Origin of the sequence: Pseudomonas sp. IT-P44 (assembly GCF_949768225.1) — a bacterium.
GTDB lineage: Bacteria > Pseudomonadota > Gammaproteobacteria > Pseudomonadales > Pseudomonadaceae > Aquipseudomonas > Aquipseudomonas migulae.
Genome location: NZ_CATKQM010000028.1, coordinates 15,532 through 31,726 on the forward strand (window position 1 = coordinate 15,532; position 16,195 = coordinate 31,726).

General features: G+C 56.4%; 17 protein-coding genes and 1 pseudogene. 9 read left to right on the plus strand and 9 right to left on the minus strand.

Annotated features, from left to right (window positions below):
- Window positions 1-166: 166 nt before the first annotated feature.
- The gene (locus ACM6IO_RS16305) at window positions 167-1,525 is read right to left on the minus strand and encodes an MATE family efflux transporter (RefSeq protein ID WP_414911845.1); all 1,359 of its coding nucleotides are present in this window, start codon (window positions 1,523-1,525) and stop codon (window positions 167-169) included.
- Window positions 1,526-1,755: 230 nt separating this feature from the next.
- On the minus strand, window positions 1,756-2,652 hold the full coding sequence (locus tag ACM6IO_RS16310; RefSeq protein WP_259331726.1) for a LysR family transcriptional regulator: 897 nt from the start codon (window positions 2,650-2,652) through the stop codon (window positions 1,756-1,758).
- Between the two features lie 110 nt (window positions 2,653-2,762).
- Between ACM6IO_RS16310 and ACM6IO_RS16315 the strand changes: the two genes are divergently transcribed.
- Together ACM6IO_RS16315 and ACM6IO_RS16320 are read left to right on the plus strand one after the other, a co-directional pair.
- Complete coding sequence (locus ACM6IO_RS16315; RefSeq protein WP_414911846.1) at window positions 2,763-3,872, plus strand: alkene reductase; 1,110 nt, start codon at window positions 2,763-2,765, stop codon at window positions 3,870-3,872.
- Window positions 3,869-4,879 carry a zinc-dependent alcohol dehydrogenase family protein gene (locus ACM6IO_RS16320; protein ID WP_223437466.1) on the plus strand — a complete coding sequence of 337 codons (1,011 nt, stop codon included), beginning with the start codon at window positions 3,869-3,871 and terminating at the stop codon, window positions 4,877-4,879. Before ACM6IO_RS16315 ends, ACM6IO_RS16320 begins: the two co-directional genes overlap by 4 nt.
- A 135-nt stretch (window positions 4,880-5,014) precedes the next feature.
- Here ACM6IO_RS16320 and ACM6IO_RS16325 read toward each other — a convergent pair whose 3' ends face one another.
- Window positions 5,015-5,584: a DJ-1/PfpI family protein gene (locus ACM6IO_RS16325; RefSeq protein ID WP_414911847.1), complete on the minus strand. Its 570-nt coding sequence runs from the start codon at window positions 5,582-5,584 to the stop codon at window positions 5,015-5,017.
- Between the two features lie 424 nt (window positions 5,585-6,008).
- On the opposite strand from ACM6IO_RS16325, the gene ACM6IO_RS16330 reads away from it, so the two are divergent.
- The gene (locus tag ACM6IO_RS16330) at window positions 6,009-6,281 is read left to right on the plus strand and encodes a hypothetical protein (protein WP_192230206.1); all 273 of its coding nucleotides are present in this window, start codon (window positions 6,009-6,011) and stop codon (window positions 6,279-6,281) included.
- A gap of 71 nt (window positions 6,282-6,352) precedes the next feature.
- Here the strand turns inward: ACM6IO_RS16330 and ACM6IO_RS16335 are convergent, their stop codons facing one another.
- Complete coding sequence (locus ACM6IO_RS16335) at window positions 6,353-6,628, minus strand: hypothetical protein (RefSeq protein WP_414911864.1); 276 nt, start codon at window positions 6,626-6,628, stop codon at window positions 6,353-6,355.
- A gap of 915 nt (window positions 6,629-7,543) precedes the next feature.
- Between ACM6IO_RS16335 and ACM6IO_RS16340 the strand changes: the two genes are divergently transcribed.
- Together ACM6IO_RS16340 and ACM6IO_RS16345 are read left to right on the plus strand one after the other, a co-directional pair.
- Complete coding sequence (locus ACM6IO_RS16340; RefSeq protein ID WP_414911848.1) at window positions 7,544-8,737, plus strand: Fic family protein; 1,194 nt, start codon at window positions 7,544-7,546, stop codon at window positions 8,735-8,737.
- Between the two features lie 52 nt (window positions 8,738-8,789).
- Window positions 8,790-9,098: a DUF6966 domain-containing protein gene (locus tag ACM6IO_RS16345; protein WP_414911849.1), complete on the plus strand. Its 309-nt coding sequence runs from the start codon at window positions 8,790-8,792 to the stop codon at window positions 9,096-9,098.
- 116 nt (window positions 9,099-9,214) lie between these two features.
- Here the strand turns inward: ACM6IO_RS16345 and ACM6IO_RS16350 are convergent, their stop codons facing one another.
- Window positions 9,215-9,628, minus strand: a complete 414-nt coding sequence (locus ACM6IO_RS16350; protein WP_414911865.1) for a winged helix-turn-helix transcriptional regulator — start codon at window positions 9,626-9,628, stop codon at window positions 9,215-9,217.
- 99 nt (window positions 9,629-9,727) lie between these two features.
- On the opposite strand from ACM6IO_RS16350, the gene ACM6IO_RS16355 reads away from it, so the two are divergent.
- Complete coding sequence (locus ACM6IO_RS16355) at window positions 9,728-10,648, plus strand: aromatic alcohol reductase (RefSeq protein ID WP_414911850.1); 921 nt, start codon at window positions 9,728-9,730, stop codon at window positions 10,646-10,648.
- A 101-nt stretch (window positions 10,649-10,749) separates the two neighbouring features.
- Here ACM6IO_RS16355 and ACM6IO_RS16360 read toward each other — a convergent pair whose 3' ends face one another.
- From ACM6IO_RS16360 to ACM6IO_RS16370, 3 genes and pseudogenes are all read right to left on the minus strand, one after another.
- Window positions 10,750-11,139, minus strand: a complete 390-nt coding sequence (locus ACM6IO_RS16360) for a CPCC family cysteine-rich protein (protein WP_317851300.1) — start codon at window positions 11,137-11,139, stop codon at window positions 10,750-10,752.
- 62 nt (window positions 11,140-11,201) lie between these two features.
- Window positions 11,202-11,333 (minus strand): annotated as a pseudogene (locus ACM6IO_RS16365) (hypothetical protein); the annotation flags it as partial.
- A 282-nt stretch (window positions 11,334-11,615) separates the two neighbouring features.
- Window positions 11,616-12,110, minus strand: coding sequence for a cupin domain-containing protein (locus ACM6IO_RS16370; protein WP_414911851.1), 495 nt, complete (start codon window positions 12,108-12,110; stop codon window positions 11,616-11,618).
- Window positions 12,111-12,451: 341 nt separating this feature from the next.
- Here ACM6IO_RS16370 and ACM6IO_RS16375 point away from each other — a divergent pair, with 341 nt between their 5' ends.
- From ACM6IO_RS16375 to ACM6IO_RS16385, 3 genes are all read left to right on the plus strand, one after another.
- On the plus strand, window positions 12,452-12,970 hold the full coding sequence (locus ACM6IO_RS16375; protein ID WP_414911852.1) for a phage infection protein: 519 nt from the start codon (window positions 12,452-12,454) through the stop codon (window positions 12,968-12,970).
- 236 nt (window positions 12,971-13,206) lie between these two features.
- Window positions 13,207-14,712 (plus strand): DUF3300 domain-containing protein, encoded by a 1,506-nt coding sequence (locus ACM6IO_RS16380; protein WP_192417482.1) that lies wholly within the window; start codon window positions 13,207-13,209, stop codon window positions 14,710-14,712.
- A gap of 26 nt (window positions 14,713-14,738) precedes the next feature.
- Window positions 14,739-15,626 (plus strand): DUF2950 domain-containing protein, encoded by an 888-nt coding sequence (locus ACM6IO_RS16385; protein ID WP_192496337.1) that lies wholly within the window; start codon window positions 14,739-14,741, stop codon window positions 15,624-15,626.
- A 124-nt stretch (window positions 15,627-15,750) separates the two neighbouring features.
- Here the strand turns inward: ACM6IO_RS16385 and ACM6IO_RS16390 are convergent, their stop codons facing one another.
- Window positions 15,751-15,963 carry a DUF1059 domain-containing protein gene (locus tag ACM6IO_RS16390; protein ID WP_008030813.1) on the minus strand — a complete coding sequence of 71 codons (213 nt, stop codon included), beginning with the start codon at window positions 15,961-15,963 and terminating at the stop codon, window positions 15,751-15,753.
- Window positions 15,964-16,195 lie beyond the last annotated feature (232 nt).

Sequence of the window (16,195 nt, forward strand, 5' to 3'; positions counted from 1 at the left end):
GTGATAACTGGCCTGGTAAATTACTTGAGGCCTTAGATTCTTCCATTGGATCCATTAGTTGTTACCTCACTAACGATATCTGCAATAGAGACCAACTCGCATTCGGTGCCACTCCAACTAAAACAGTCATACTTATTAGGGCCAGGATTGAAATAAGGGATCCAATCTACACCAGGCGTTCAATCTTCTGATGTTGCCACACTAGTTTGTAATACAGCGTTTGCAACATCAGCATCCCCAAATACGCCACCGGAAACGCCATCCACACACCCTGCAACCCGAACTGCCCGTCCAGCACATACGCCATCGGCAATTGCACGCCAAGCACGCACACAATCGAAATCGCCATCGGCACCAACACCGTGCCGCTGGCCCGCATGATCCCGCCGACAATCGCCTGAAAGCCAAACACCAACAGGCTCCAGAGCATGATGTGCAACAAGTGCTCGGCCTTCGCCTGAGTCAAATCGTCCGTCAGAAACAACCCCAGCAACCAGTGCGACAACAGGTAACCCAACACCACCAACCCACCGGTCAGGCACACATTGATCAACAACCCGGTGCGCAGAATCGGCCCCATCCGCTCAATGCGCCCTGCCCCAATCGCCTGCGCCCCAAGAATCGACGCCGTGATAGCAATCGACAACGCCGGAAACTGCACATAATTGACGATCTGCGTCACCGCCCCATACGCCGCCGTCGCCTGCGAACCGTGCTGATTCACCAGCGCCAGAATCACCAACTCCGACACCGACAACACCACCATCTGCAACCCGGTCGGCAAACCGATGCGCAACACCTTGCCGAGAATCACCCGATCCAGGCGCATCGCCGCAAACATCTCCCGATCCGGCGCCAATGGATGCCCCCGCCGAATCAACCGCCACGCCAACCACCCCATCGCCGACAAATTCCCCACCAACCCCGCATACGCCGCACTCTGAATCCCCAACATCGGCAACCCGAACCAACCGCGAATCAACGCCGGCGTCAGCGCCAACCCGATACACGTCGACACCACCAATGCGATCAGCGGCGACACCGTATCGCTCACCCCGCGCAGCAGTTGGGTGAACAGGACATAGACCAACAGCGACGGCATGATCCACATCATCACGTGGGCGTAGGACACGGCGTCGTCCAGCACGTCAGCCGGAGTACCCAAGCCCTGCAAGGCTGGCCTTGCGAATACGCTGCCCAGCACCGCCGCTGTCAGGCCGATGATTGCTCCCAACAGCAAGGTGGTGGCGGCGATGGTTTTCACCAGATGCGGTTCCCGTGCGCCCCAGGCTTGACCGATGAGCACGCTCGCACCCGCACCGAGGCCGATGACCAGGGCGATGAAGAAGAAGACGATGGGGAACATGCCGGAGACGGCGGCCAAGGCTTGGGTGCCGAGCATTTGGCCGATGTAGATACTGTTGACGGTGCCCGACATGGATTGGAGGAAGTTGGAGAGGACCATGGGGGTGAGGAAAAGGAGGTAGGTTTTCCAGAGGGGGTGTTGGGTGGATGGGGTTTGCATTGAGGGTCCGTCTCGGGTGGGGGCTGGCATCCAGGAAATTCTACGCTAGGGGGCTGACCGTAACGCGTGCCCATTTTCGAAAGAGTGGGTAGCGTGATTAATGTCTGCTTTCGCCTGTGGATTCAACCGGTCGACGCAACGGATTGGGTAAATCGTCCAGCGCTGCGCCCCATTGGCTGAGTGATCACTTCCTCGATAAAGAACCCTTAAGAGCTCTCCAAACGTTGATACTAAGAAGGCAGAACCATGCCCCGCTCAAACAGGACAGTACTGGCAAATTCCGTGAACGCTCTAACTGCGCGGGGAATATGCCGCCTGCTCGGAAATACAAAATAGACACCTGCCTCATGGCTATAACCGGGCAAAACTTCCTTCAGCACTCCTTGTTCTAGAGGTGCGAGTGTGGTCAGGGATGGCACCAGCGCTATACCCAGGTTTGCCAGCGCAGCGCCTAGCTGTGCCTGATGAGTGTTCACCTGAAAACGGCTGCTGACGGGCACTTCGATCATGCCGTCTGGACCACGCAATCGCCATGTGACCGGAGTGCTTCCGATCGCGGGCCGCGTGATGCATTCATGTTGGGTCAGATCTTGCGGACTGATCGGTGTTCCATGTGTGGACAGGTAGTCAGGGCTGGCAACCATACGCCACTCAATCCAACCGATTTCCTTTGCCACCAGCATTGGCTCCACCATTTTGCCGGACCTGACAGCGACATCAATGCCGTCAGCCAGTAAGTCGGCGCGAGCATCGCTAAGCACAAACTCCACTCGCACGGCGGGATGCTTGGCCATGAAGTCCGCAATCAATTCCATGGGAAACCAGTTTAAGAAGTCCACGCCGGCTGCCACGCGAACCCGGCCGCTCGGCTTTTTGCTGCTATCTGCCAGATCCTGGGCAGACTGGTTCAGTGCGTCGATCTGCTCTGCACACTGTGCAAAAAAGGCCTGGCCGGCATCTGTCAATGCCAAACGGCGCGTTGAACGCTGCAGTAAGCGTACGCCGACGCTGCGTTCCAGTGCTTGCAGACGACGGCTGCCAGTGCTGGGCGGAATACCCAACCGTCGCCCTGCCTCTGCAAAGCTGCCCGCACGTACCACGTGAACGAATAGGGCAATGTCATTCAAGTCCAAGATCAATCATCCCAAAAATGCACGAGTACATGTCATTGCTTCATCTTTTCCCATAATAACTCCCGACCTAACATTGCGGGCACCTTTTACACAGGAAGCCTGTAATGACCCTCTCTTTGCATCACCCGGCGCAGCTTGGCGAACTGTATTTAAAGAATCGCATCATCATGGCGCCGATGACACGCAGCCGGGCAACTGAAGCCAACACTCCCAACGCTTTAATGGCCGAGTATTACTCCCAGCGCGCATCCGCAGGGCTGATCATCGTTGAAGGCACCTCGCCTTCACCGAATGGCTTGGGTTACGCGCGGATGCCAGCCTTATTCAATGGTGCCCACGTACAAGACTGGAAGCAGGTCACCGCCGCAGTGCATGCCAAGGGTGGCAAGATCGTACTTCAGCTAATGCACGCCGGTCGTGTTGCGCATGTTGCCAATTTGCCCCTCGGCGCAGAAGTGCTTGGCCCCGGCGCGGAGCGCGCACCGGGTGACATTCATACTGACGCACATGGCATGCAGGCCACCTCCACGCCACGCGCAATGAGTGCCTCCGATATTCAGGTGGCCGTCGCCGAATTTGCGCGCGCAGCGAGCCTCGCCATTGAAGCCGGTTTTGACGGTGTGGAGCTGCATGCCGGCGGCGGTTATCTGCTTGATTCCTTTTTCAACGCAACCGTCAATCAACGCAATGATGCATACGGCGGAAGTTCATCCGCGCGTAACCGTTTCATTCTGGAAGTCGTTCAGGCAGTGGTGGCTGCAATCGGCGCGACGCGTGTAGGCATCCGCTTCATGCCCCACAGTGGAGCGAATGGTGCATTCAACTATGCGGAAATGGACGCGCAATATGTCGAACTCTGTCGGCAACTCTCCCGCGTCGGCCTCATGTACCTGCACCTGGTGAACTTCGAGTCGATGGGGCTGCCGCCGCTGCCGGTCAGCCTACGTGACGCCATGCGCGACGCTTTCAAGGGCCCGCTCGTATTGGCAGGTGGTTTTGACCAGGCCAATGCGGCAGGCGCGCTGGAAAGAGACGAGGCCGAGTTTCTTGCCTTTGGTCGGCCATTCCTGGCCAATCCTGATCTGGTAAATCGTTTGCAGGCCGGCGCTCATTTGAATTCCGCCGACTTCGCGACGTTTTATTCCAGCGGATCGCAAGGCTATACCGACTACCCGACTCTGGCTGAACAAAACGCATTGAAGGTTGAAGCATGAAGACGTCCCAAACCTATCGGCTGACAGCGCCAAGCCTGGAATCGCTGCAACTGTTTACCGAGACTGTGCCTGCCATCGGCTCATACGAAGTATTGGTCCGGATGCGCGCCGCATCACTTAACTACAAGGACAATTTCTACCTGGCTGGCGCACAGGGTATTCAGCTGCCTCGCCCAACCGTGCCGCTATCGGACGGTGCTGGCGAAGTCGTAGCGGTTGGTGAGCATGTAAATCGGTTCGCAGTGGGCGATAGCGTGGCGGGTAACTTTGTGCAGGACTGGCTGTATGGCCCCCTCGGCGATCACGCCGCAAATTCGAGCACGACGCTTGGTCACGGAATTGACGGCACGCTGACGCAATACCGTGTCTTCAACCAGGAAGGGTTGGTGGCATTACCCCGGAATTTGTCTTACGAAGAGGGCGCCACGTTACCTTGCGCTGCGGTGACAGCCTGGAATGCCGTGCGAGAGGTACGCCCTTCGCAAACAGTGCTCATTCTGGGCACCGGCGGGGTAGCCCTGTTCGCACTGCAATTTGCCAGTGCGCTGGGCGCCCGAACTATCGTCACGTCCTCCAGCGACGCCAAGCTGGCGCGCGCAGCTGCGGCCGGGGCGGATCACTTGATCAACTATCAAAGCGATCCGGACTGGCACAAAAAAGCACGCGAGCTGACCGGTGGGAAAGGTGTTGATCACGTCATCGAGACCGTTGGTCCTGATACGCTGGAACGCTCCATACTCGCAACGCGCCGTGACGGTACGGTGCATTTGGTTGGCCTGATCAATCCGGTTGGGAAGATTGACCCAATGCTAATTCTTGGCGGTACGGTCACAGTACGCGGCGTGCGTGTCGGTTCGCGGCAATTGTTCGAGGAGATGAATACCTTCATCGAGCGCAAAGGAATCCACCCGATTATTGGACACCGCTTTGACTTTAGCGATGCCAGGGATGCCTTCGCCCAGCAACTCAAAGGGCCAGAGTTTGGAAAGATCGTAATCACCTTCTGACGTGGAGATGCTCGGCCGGACGCCGTCGCTCACGCGGCTGCTTCTGGCCGATTGTTGTCGTTCACGAACGACTGCTTTCGGCTGTGGATTCAACCGGTCGACGCAACAGATTGGCTGTTTTGCAGGACGAAGCAGTCACCGATGTTCCGCTGCCAACATTGACCTGAATTGAGAAGTGATCTCTGAAGATAGCCCGGCAGCTTCGAACACTGCGCAGGTGAAGCTAACGGGTGCAGGGCCTGGAGCAGTTATAATGCGGTCTGCAACCACAGCCACTGCACTGCATCGATAAAGCGTGCGCCCCTCATAACCTACGGCATTCTGCTGTAAGAAGTCGGCGCTGTTCGATGTATGAGGAACCGTGTCGAGAAGCCCGGCCCTCGCAAGTGCCAGCGTTCCCCCACAGATACCGGCAATTGTCGCTCCACTTGAACGACTAGCATGAAGAAACTCTCGAATATCCGGTGCGTCTGCACGCTCCCAGACCATTCCTCCAATGACGACAACAACGTCCGGTTTCCAGTCCAGACATTGTTGCAAGCTGCTATCGACAGTTACAGCCAATCCACCCTGCGAGAGGAACTGCCCCGTAGCAGAAGCGAAAAACCTGACGTCGATCCCGTAAAACGGAGACGCAGTTCCAGCAATGAAAGCATATTCCCAGTCCGCAAAACCGGGTGTCAGTATCAATCCCACGCGTGCCATCAGTCAGAATCCTCCATGAATGCCAATAACATATGGCGACAACACACATACATCAAGGGCTGCTATGGGTCGATAGCAGTCGCCCACGGAAGGCGCGTAATGGTCCTAGGACGCTATTAAAATTCCTACACAAACCTCGGAATGCGTCACCTTCCCCGCCGTTCTGATGAAGCTTATAGTCCGCCCCGTCGCCCAAAATGGTGATTCAGGTTTGGCGACCTGATCGATCGGATGCAAAAGCACTGTGCTTTAATGCAGTCGCTTTTGCATGCCCGCAAAGCTGTCTTTATGGCAGCTGTGCGCGGGAGACCTTCGGGTCTGCCGGTATCCCGATCCCGGTTCGCCAACCTGCGTACAGCTGCCACCCATTCGTTTGGCGACGATTGAGGGGCAGTCAAACTTTGCCTTGATCGGAGTTTCACCTATGGAAAGATACATGCCCCTCACCGGAATCGACCTGGTCCCGGCCTCCCTGCTCATCGACACCGAAGCCCCACTCGACGTACTGCAAGCTGCAGCTGATTACCGCATTCGCGCAGTTACACAGGTGCTGGAGAACATCGCCTTTCGCGCCGAGATTGGTTGCGACACGGTGGTATTGTCGGACTTCTCCAAATTGCTTGCCATTCCGTTACGCGATGGGTGTGATCTGATGGATGTGATTGGTCGACGACTCCGGGCGCAGGCGAAGGAGTGAATGGAAACGGGCGCCGAGGGCGCCCGTTTTTTTGTCTCTGAATCTGACCACCCGTGTTGCCCAACCGCTGGTTATTTCTTCCTGCAAACTTCAACGTCGTCCTGAGCCCTTAACGCCGTGTCGATTCCTAATCTGTATCTGCAGTAGTCGATAATCCACTTCCGCTCCTCCTCCGTAAGGCGCTCTACTCTTCTGATCTCTCCATCATTGGCGTGGATGTTGTAGAACTTCATCCGAACAGTCGGGTGTTTCTTGATAAACAGGATGGTCTCGATGTCACCATCTTCAAGCGCTTCGTAGTACCCGATGTAGAGAACGGCAAGCACTAAAAGCACCGCTGCAATCAAAAAGGCTCGGACCGCAAACGGTGAGCAAACTGCCGTTATTGCCGGTGCTCGTACGCCCGTCGCCCCGACAGAGCCTCCCATAGCATAACGAGCCCTACTACGACGGTTAAAATGAAAAACATGACTTTTTGCAGCAGATACAAAACGAAGCGCTCTGGTTGTTCGTCGAATACAAGGTGTTCGTTAATCGTGTTTCGACGAGGCCCTGTCAATGCGTCTAATTGCCAAGTGGTCAGAGCGTCATATAGTTCCAGAGCCAACACCAAAGCAACGAGTAGGAGTAACAGTGCACCGATGAAACGGTAAATGCGGGTGCGATATCCTGGGATCACAGAAGCTCCATCTTTCTAATCAGCTGATAACGTGGCGGCGGTTCATAGTGGTACCTGAGGGCGGCCATACGACAGGCCAGATATTCCTCGGGGCAAAAAACAATCAAGAAGTAGACGTGACGCTGCTCGCGAGACGCCAAAGAAGGCAGTCTATTCAACCGTGAACTGGTCCAGCAACAGCATAGTCCCCATGACTAGCACTACCCATCCCGCCGCACAGGTCGACTCAGCTGCCGGGGCTTGCTCGCGATGGTCTTGAACGTAGCCGCGGGGTTCCTGGAGTAACGCGGGGTTCTTTGGTCCATCGCGAGCAAGCTCGCTCCTACAGTTTGTGCAGCCGCCTGATATGGCTGCGAATGCGCACCCGTTTTTCGGCAGTTGCGATCTACACGTCAACACGGCAAAGGATCCATTTGTGAGCCAGTCGGCCGAAGCGACTTCCACAAAAAATATGTGAAATAAAATGTGAAGATAATTTTCGCTAAAGCTCCAAGAAAACCTCTACAGCCCAATAAATTAGCGCTTGTTCATCAAGTCAGTATGTGAAATAAAATGTGAAGACTTTGATACGGTAAAAACCGCTATGTCCCTGATCACATCAAAAACCTGGCTTGACCCCATTCTCCCTGACACGTTGCCTCCATCGATCATTGCGCTCGCGGACGCGCTGCCCAGAAAGACGCAATTTCTAGCGGGCCGCTTGCCGTCCGAAACCGCTGCACGCCTCGGCCGTCTCCTGCAAATCACCAATACGTACTATTCGAACCTGATCGAAGGGCAATACACCGAGCCTGCCGAGATGCAGAGAGCGCAAGCGGCGCCGGTAAAAGACCGCAAGCAGCTCAAAAACCTCGCGGTTGAACAGATGGCGGTGCAAGCGTTGCTCGAACGGGCGTTGCGCCAGCGTGCGCCGTTCGACTGGGGTGACATGTTTGCGCCCGAGCTTGTGAGCACGACACACAAACGGCTTTTTCGCGGGGCCAGTGACACGGAGCGCACGTTGTCAGATGGCTCGGTCATGCAGCCCGGCATCCTGCGATCGATCACAGGTCAGAACGTTGTCGTTGGCAATCATGATGCTCCGGACGCTCGCGCTGTAGACGGAATGTTGCAGCACCTTCAGGCCGGATTCGGGCGGCAGACAGATTCCCGTCGCCAGCTGATTGCTGCGCTTGCCTACCACCATCGCCTTGCCTGGATTCATCCCTTCGCGGACGGGAATGGTCGCGTTGCTCGGTTGGTCACTCACCTTCAATTGGTGAGCCTGGGAATGAAACCAACTCTGTGGTCGCTGTCTCGAGGCCTTGCAAGGCAACACCAGAATTACTACGCAGCCCTGACCATGGCCGACCGCCCAAGAGAGGGTGATCTGGACGGACGAGGTCAGTTGTCTCAGCGACGCTATTTCGAGTTCATCGAGTTCATGCTGCAGGTTTGTCACGATCAGGTCGATTACATGACCGCAGCGGTAGACCCGTCCCAAATTCGCGAGCGTGTCATACGCGCGTTTCACAACAACGAGAAACTTCTACAACAAGGTATTCGCCCGGAAAGCGCGCCGGCAATGATTGCGCTGATCACTCAAGGAAGCTTGCCGCGCAACGAATTCAAGACCTTCACCGGCCTTACCCCACGCCCGGCAATCGATGAGCTGTCGCGGCTGATCAAAGTTGGCTTGGTGGAAAGCCAAACGCCCAAATCCCGAATTGTCACACCCGGTCTGCCTGCCTGGTTTGCCCAGGATATATTTCCGGATTTGCATCGGCGGTTTCAGTAGTTGTACAAGGGAAAAACGCTTTCCAGTTTTGGAGACTTGGAGCATGGGTCCAATGACCGAACAATTGATCGACGTTTTGGATCAACTCGCCACCGTGCTTGAAAGCGATGGTGATACCCACTGGAGCCAGTGGATTCGCAAGGCCAGAGCACACGTGATGAACTCTGATTACTACGGCATTGAATACTTACTGTCAGGTTACGGTGGAGCGGGTTCATTCAGTGACCTGATACTTGGTCAGAGCAGCATCAACGGCGCTTTTGCCTGGAAGCCCGGGCATGTTGAGTTGAACAATACGTTTTATGCCTTACGCGATGAGGCCGCAGCGCTCGCGGGGACAATAAAGCGTTCACAGGGCTGATTAATCGACAACAATTCTGTCCTTGCCGTCAGGTAGCAATCGGCCAAAACGAGTCGGTGAGGCCGGGCCACAAATGCGAACGTATGGCGAACGCTTCCGCCCATCTCCTTTCCTTTTTACGTCTCGCCAGATCGGTTCTCACCGTCAAACCGCACCCGCGCAGCCCGAAAACCCTCCGCATTTTCCAACAACCAAGTCCACAACGGTACCATCCGCGCCAAAAAACTACGCCCCAGCGGCGTCAACTCATAATCAACCCTCGGCGGCACTTCGCCGTAATCAAAACGCACAATCAATCCATCACGTTCAAGCTGCCGCAGACTACGGGTGAGCATGCGTTGCGTAACACCCTGCAAGCGCCGGCCGATTTCGGCGTGGCGCAATTTTCCCGCGCTCCCCAGAGTATGGACGATGCCCAGCGACCAGCGATTGCCCGCATGGATCAGCACTTCGCGCTTGAGTCCGTCGTCCTCGGCGCTGAGCGCATCGCACGCGGCTTGCGACTGGCGGATCACGTCTTCTTCACTCATTTCGTCATGCAGTATCACGCGTGTGCCTTCTTCTGAACGTTCGCCAAGGGTGACAGGATAGAAAAACAATCTTTGCTGATCATTCATTGGGAGTTGTCGATGCACCCGCTCAATCCTGCAAAAACCGAAAATATTCTGGTGCTAGGTGCCGGTGAGCTTGGCATGGTCGTACTGCGCGAGTTGGCCGCTCGACCGGAGGCCCGCGTCACGGTGATGCTGCGACCGTCGGCCATCGATACCACGTCGGTGCACAAACGCCAAACGCTCGAAGAACTGGACACGTTGGGTATCGAGGTGCTGCCGGGCGATGTGGTGAACGACTCCATAGAGCAGCTTGCCGCGCGGTTTAGCGGTTTCGATACGCTGATCAGTTGCCTCGGCTTTGTCGCCGGTAGCGGGACGCAAGTCAAACTCGCCCGCGCAGCGTTGCAGTCGAACGTGAAACGTTATGTGCCGTGGCAGTTCGGTGTGGATTACGACGTGATCGGTCGGGGCAGCCCGCAAGATCTGTTTGACGAGCAACTGGATGTGCGCGACTTGCTGCGCGCTCAATCGCGGGTGCAATGGCTGATTATTTCTACCGGCATGTTCACCAGTTTCCTGTTCGAGCCGGCGTTCGGCGTGGTCGATCTGGCGCAGAACACCGTACGCGCCCTGGGCAGTTGGAACACTGCCGTGACGGTGACCACGCCGGAGGACATTGGCCGGCTGACCGCCGTTATCCTGTTCGATCCGGTGCTGATGAATCAGGTTGTCTACGTGACCGGTGACACCCTCACCTACGGGCAATTGGCCGACACCGTCGACCGCTTGCTGAGCCGCACCGTCGAGCGTGTCGAATGGACAGTGCCCACTCTCATGGCCGATCTGGCCGCTGCCCCCGATGATCCGACGCGCAAGTACCGGGCGGTGTTTGCCGAGGGCAAAGGTGTCGCTTGGGACAAAGCGCAGAGTTACAACGCCGAACGGCGAATCAAAACCACCACCGTTGCAGAGTGGATCGAGCAGCATTTGCTTTGATCGCGCTGCTTTTCTGGATACAGCGAAGGAGTAAATAAATACGGATTCTTGATGTGCGCAGTGTTGATGTAGGAGCGAGCAAGCTCGCTCCTACAGTTTGTTCATCTGTAATTGCGGTCTGTGACGTCGGTCGTTCCCGTCACTGACCAATAGGCTTCTGACTCCCAGCGAACGGCGATGGTGTGCCAGTGCTTGACGGATTTAAGTACGTTCGCAGCCTCAATATCGTTGGCGTCTAACGGTCGCCATCCGAGCCCTCGTCGAAATCCCCCCGCAAGCCGAACAGCTATTGGGTATTTGTTTAAGAGACTCGTCTGAGCGTCAGCGAGGGAAATCGAATTTGCGCCTCCCTCTGACGTTGGATTGGCTAACTGGACGGCGTCGTCTTCCCAGCCACAAAGGGGGCAGATATCGTACAAGCCGTACTCGCATTCCAAGGTTACGAAACCGCAGCAAGGGCATGGTAGATCACGCATACGACACCACCTCATTTAATGCTCTACCGGTACCGGTCAAGTGCCATTTTACTCAGGTCGGAGATTGTAAGAGCTACTTACCGACGGTCAAGGTCCGCTCTGGGGCCTGTTTCTTCCAAACGCTCGATATCGTCCTCGCCTAAGTAGCTGCCGGACTGTAAATCGATAACTTCGAGCGGGATGTTGCCGGGGTTGGACAGACGATGCACTGGTTTGCGGAACGGAATTGCCCGCGCAGGTGTCGTTAGTATTAGACGCCTTTGTGTCGAAATCCCGTTCAGATAAAGAGGTAGTTTTCATGAACAATATCATTTACATCGTTGGGGCCGTGGTGATCGTCCTGGTTATCCTGTCGTTTGTCGGCCTGGTTTAGCCTGCAAACAGAAACCCAATCCGGGGCGACGGTATGGCTCGATCTGAACGCTATCCGCTCGAGCGTAACGCCAAAGCCTGTATGCCCCCAAAGCATCCAGGCTTTTCGGCAAGTGAAGTTACTTCGACGCCTTACGAGGATCATCCTGGCTATCAACATACTCAAGGCCTAGCGGACCCGTTCCGTAAACTTGTGAAATGTACTCTCCTGATTTAGCCCAGTGAAAGTGTGGCGTATTGGCCGGAAGTATCACTACGCTGCCAGGACCATAAGCAACCAGCTTGGCCGGGTCGAAAACAGTACCGAAACCGATATAGAAAACACCGGACATGACGGTATAGATACGATCCTCAGGGTGTGTATGGGGCATTAATTTTGTGTCATTCGGAACTTTGACTCTGACAACGTAGGGTGCTGGCTTACTCGGGTCGCCGGCCAACACAGCCAGTTTCACTTCTTTCGGGAAAGCTGGAAAGCTGCGCCACTCAACGTCTTCACTATGTAAAGCACCGACCTTATCCAGTGGCAATGGTTGTGCCTGGACGAACGACATTGTGGCGCTGGTGAAAATAAGTGCAGCCAGACAAGCAGTTTTCATAATGTTCTTAATCATGAAAGGCACCCTGATTACGCAGTAAAAAAAATGATGTCGTCACCTGTGCCGCTAGTAAATTCGGTGGGCAATTCGAGGCGAGTCGCGTGCGGCTTACTGTATTTGTCACTGGTGGCAATGAGAATGGCGTTGTCGCGCATTACAGTTGATACGCAATGTAATCAATGCGCTGTCACGTTCCGGCTGCCGGGGCTGCACCCGGTCATCACACTCACCAGAGGTAGGCTGCTCGCCCTATCAATGCCGTCAATGGTCACCATCACGTCAATGAAGTTCTCTTAAAAAATCCGCGGCGTAACATCTGCTCCATACCAACCAACAACACCCCGGAGCACACGATCATGAAACGCCAAACCATTCTCAGCATCGCTTTCTCGGTTTTTGCAGTTAACGCTTTCGCCGCTACCTCGACTTACCCGGTTGTCGCTGAAGGCGGCTCGGATCGTCTGATTGAAAGTCGTGTGGCTGAAGGTGGCTCGGATCGTCTGATCGAGAATCGTGTTGCTGAAGGTGGCTCGGATCGCCTGATCGAGAATCGTGTGGCCGAAGGTGGTTCTGATCGCCTGATCGAAAACCGCGTTGCTGAAGGTGGCTCGGATCGTCTGATCGAAAACCGCGTTGCTGAAGGTGGTTCGGATCGCCTGATCGAGAACCGCGTTGCCGAAGGTGGCTCGGATCGTCTGATCGAAAACCGCGTTGCTGAAGGTGGTTCGGATCGCCTGATCGAGAACCGCGTTGCCGAAGGTGGCTCGGATCGTCTGATCGAAAACCGCGTTGCTGAAGGTGGCTCGGATCGTCTGATCGAAAGCCGTGTAGCTGAAGGTGGCTCGGATCGTCTGATCGAAAGCCGCGCTGTATAAACAAATCGCGTCACCGCAATACCCCAAAAGCCCGGCCTGATCAGCCGGGCTTTTTCGTGCGGGCGCAAAACACAGTCAGTCACACAGGTCTGCAACCCAAAAACCACCACACAAAACTCATGGCGAAAAATATCTTAGCTACTACCCTTAGCCTGAGGCATTGAGGCTACCTGCTTTCACCTTTCCGACATTGATCCAGTCGTTTCAAACCTGCCTGGCCACATGGAGGCCGCGCGATGAGCATTCCGTTGTTTTTCGCGATGTCAGCCGTACTGTTTCTGAGTAGCCCTGCCCTTCTTGCGCAGCCAGTGGAGGCGGCTGCAAGCGCTGCCGAGCCGGCGCCCGTCGCGGCGGCGGTCAAAGACGCGGTGTTTACCGAAGAGCAGTTGGATCAAATGTTGGCGCCCATTGCGCTTTACCCGGACCCGTTGCTGGCTCAGGTGCTGATGGCCACCACTTATCCTGGGGAAGTCACCGAGGCGGTGACCTGGTCCAAGGCGCACCCCGATGCCAAGGGTGATGATGCGGTCAAACAGGTGGCTAGCCAGCCGTGGGATCCGAGCGTGCAGGCGTTGGTGGCCTTTCCGCAGGTCCTTGCAACGCTGGGACAGGATCCCGTTTGGGTACAACGCCTGGGTGATGCATTCCTGGCGCAGCCCGACGATGTGATGGAGGGTGTGCAACGCTTGCGTCATCAGGCGCAAGCAGCCGGCAACCTGCAGAGCAACCAGTATCAGAACGTGACGGTTCAGGCCGCGGCGCCACCCGCACCCGCACCAGCCCCCTCAGCGCCAGCGCCGGCTCAGCTCCCTGCCAACAACACCACCATTATCATTGAGCCCTCCGATCCGCAGGTGGTGTACGTCCCTACCTACAACCCGACAACAACCTACGGCACTTGGGCCTACCCGGCTTCACCTCCTGTTTATTACCCTCCGCCGCCCGCCTATTACCCCGGTTCGGCATTGATGGCCGGCCTGGCGTTTGGGACCGGCGTCGCGATCGTCGCTTCCTTGTGGGGTGAATGTGACTGGGGCAATAACGATGTCGACATCGACATCGACCGCTACAACAACATCAACCGTAATAACCAGATCACCAATAACAATTGGCAGCACAACTCCATTCACCGCGATGGCGTGCCCTATCGCGACAACAGGAGCCGCCAACAGTACGGCCGCCAACTGGATGGTGCCAACCAGCGTGATGCCTATCGCGGGGACAATGCCCAGCGCGCCCAGGCCCGTGAAAAAGCACGAAGCTCGATGGACAGGCACGGTATCGAGCGACCTGCGACCAGTAACCGCGAAGCCCGTGATCGAGCGAGTGCCGCCCAGACTGCGGGCCTCAATCGCAAGCAAGCCGGTACAGACAGGCCGAAGGTGGCTGACAGGAGCCAAGGCGCAGACAGACCGAAGGCAGCTGACAGGGGCCAAGGCACAGCCCGAAACACTCGCGAGAGTCAGCAGCCCAGAAGACAGACCGCCGACGCCAATCAGCGTGCCCAGACGCGCCAAACGGCGCCACAACGGGCGCCACAACGACCCGCCGCCAGTCAGGGCGGCGCCCGCAATAACGCATTCGCCGGAGCGCGCGCACCGTCCCAAACCAGCGCGCAGGTCAATCGTGGACGGGCCAGTCAGGCATCCGCGCAACGTCCCAGTGCGGCGCGATCAGCTGGCCATCAGGTCAGTCGGCCATCCAGTCCGCCTGCGCGTCAAAGGGGGGGGGGCCGTCGTTGAAACACTATCCTCGAATGAATACGCTCATGGGCCTGCCCGCTCAGGCTTTGGTGATCGCTGCCGGCTTGGCATGGTCGTGCGTTGTCACGGCACAGCAGGTATTTCCCACGCCAGAAAAAGCCGCTCAAGCGTTCGTCGACGCTTTGGGCTCGGAACACGCCGATCAGGCACGCCTGACAGAGTTGCTGGGCGCTGAATGGCGCAGTTTCATCCCGCGCGAAGGCGTGGAACGCAGTGATGTGGATGCGTTCATCAAGCAATACCACGAGCAACATGCCATTGAAAAAGCCAGCGACCGCAAGGCGATCCTGTCGGTGGGCAGTGACCACTGGACATTGCCGATCCCCATGACAAAAGTGGAGAAAGGTTGGCGCTTTGACATTAAGGCCGGCAGCGCAGAAATCCGTGTCCGTCGTATTGGCCGCAACGAACTGGCTGCCTTGCAATCGGCGCTGACGTACCACGACGCCCAGATGGACTATGCGTCAGAGGACCGTGACGGTGACGGCGCCCTTGAGTATGCGCAGAAGTTTTTCAGCACCGCCGGCAAGCACGACGGGCTCTATTGGCAGGACGACGACAGCGGTCAGATCAGCCCGCTGGGCCCCTTGTTCGGCCAACGTATTGCCGACGAAGACTGGCACGGTTATCACTTTCGCATCCTTGAAGGCCAGGGCCCTTCGGCACCGGGTGGCGCCTACAGTTACCTTATCGGTGACAAGATGAGTCGCGGTTTTGCCCTGATCGCCTGGCCGACGAAATATAAAGACACCGGGGTGATGAGTTTCATGATCAGTCATGAAGGCCAAGTGTTCGAGAAAGACTTGGGACCTGACGGTTACAAGCTGGCGCAGTCGATGAAACGGTTTGATCCAGACGACAGTTGGAAGGAGGTGGAAGATCAGAAGCAGTAGTATTTATCCGCCCCGCCGGCCCGTTACCGGGTAGTACCTTTTAATCCTTGGGACCTTTAATGGCGCCCATAGAAAAACGGGACAGACGACAATTCTCATCTAATCGTAGCCTGTCCCTTTTTTGCTAAACCGAGCGCGGTGCTTCAACGGGAGGGGTGCCGTCGTGAAACATCGTTTTCAGTTGAGCACGCAGTTCCGGTGAGTCGGTGTGTTTGTGAACACTGACCGCATGCTGTGCGGCAGCCTCGAGCAGTTCGTTTTCAGAGTCTGCGCAGAGCGCGACCGAGCATTTGGTATCGCTTGGAAACTCGCGGCAGTCGATGTATTTACGCGCCATGATCTTCTCCTCTCGTGAACGATCACTCGACGTAGGTTGCATCGAGTGTGCTGACGTTTGAAGTATAGGCCCGCCAAAAGGCGCGACCCGAAGTTGAACGTCCGCAGCCCTGGCGTCAAAAAAACACGGTAGCGCTGTGCTATCAGCTTGGTTTACTTTGCCGCGACAACGCTGAATTTCTGGCGCTTGCCGTAAGAATCTCTGGGGAAAAGACAATGGACACACGCCTTAA

Excerpts from the sequence above, each read along its gene's own strand:
- ACM6IO_RS16390 (WP_008030813.1), bottom strand. The coding sequence starts at position 15,963 with ATGGCGCGTAAATACATCGACTGCCGCGAGTTTCCAAGCGATACCAAA.
- ACM6IO_RS16350 (WP_414911865.1), bottom strand. The coding sequence starts at position 9,628 with ATGAGTGAAGAAGACGTGATCCGCCAGTCGCAAGCCGCGTGCGATGCG.
- ACM6IO_RS16355 (WP_414911850.1), top strand. The coding sequence starts at position 9,728 with ATGCACCCGCTCAATCCTGCAAAAACCGAAAATATTCTGGTGCTAGGT.
- ACM6IO_RS16385 (WP_192496337.1), top strand. The coding sequence starts at position 14,739 with ATGGGCCTGCCCGCTCAGGCTTTGGTGATCGCTGCCGGCTTGGCATGG.
- ACM6IO_RS16305 (WP_414911845.1), bottom strand. The coding sequence starts at position 1,525 with ATGCAAACCCCATCCACCCAACACCCCCTCTGGAAAACCTACCTCCTT.
- ACM6IO_RS16330 (WP_192230206.1), top strand. The coding sequence starts at position 6,009 with ATGGAAAGATACATGCCCCTCACCGGAATCGACCTGGTCCCGGCCTCC.
- ACM6IO_RS16320 (WP_223437466.1), top strand. The coding sequence starts at position 3,869 with ATGAAGACGTCCCAAACCTATCGGCTGACAGCGCCAAGCCTGGAATCG.
- ACM6IO_RS16315 (WP_414911846.1), top strand. The coding sequence starts at position 2,763 with ATGACCCTCTCTTTGCATCACCCGGCGCAGCTTGGCGAACTGTATTTA.
- ACM6IO_RS16340 (WP_414911848.1), top strand. The coding sequence starts at position 7,544 with ATGTCCCTGATCACATCAAAAACCTGGCTTGACCCCATTCTCCCTGAC.
- ACM6IO_RS16380 (WP_192417482.1), top strand. The coding sequence starts at position 13,207 with ATGAGCATTCCGTTGTTTTTCGCGATGTCAGCCGTACTGTTTCTGAGT.
- ACM6IO_RS16325 (WP_414911847.1), bottom strand. The coding sequence starts at position 5,584 with ATGGCACGCGTGGGATTGATACTGACACCCGGTTTTGCGGACTGGGAA.
- ACM6IO_RS16370 (WP_414911851.1), bottom strand. The coding sequence starts at position 12,110 with ATGATTAAGAACATTATGAAAACTGCTTGTCTGGCTGCACTTATTTTC.
- ACM6IO_RS16360 (WP_317851300.1), bottom strand. The coding sequence starts at position 11,139 with ATGAGGTGGTGTCGTATGCGTGATCTACCATGCCCTTGCTGCGGTTTC.
- ACM6IO_RS16375 (WP_414911852.1), top strand. The coding sequence starts at position 12,452 with ATGAAACGCCAAACCATTCTCAGCATCGCTTTCTCGGTTTTTGCAGTT.
- ACM6IO_RS16345 (WP_414911849.1), top strand. The coding sequence starts at position 8,790 with ATGACCGAACAATTGATCGACGTTTTGGATCAACTCGCCACCGTGCTT.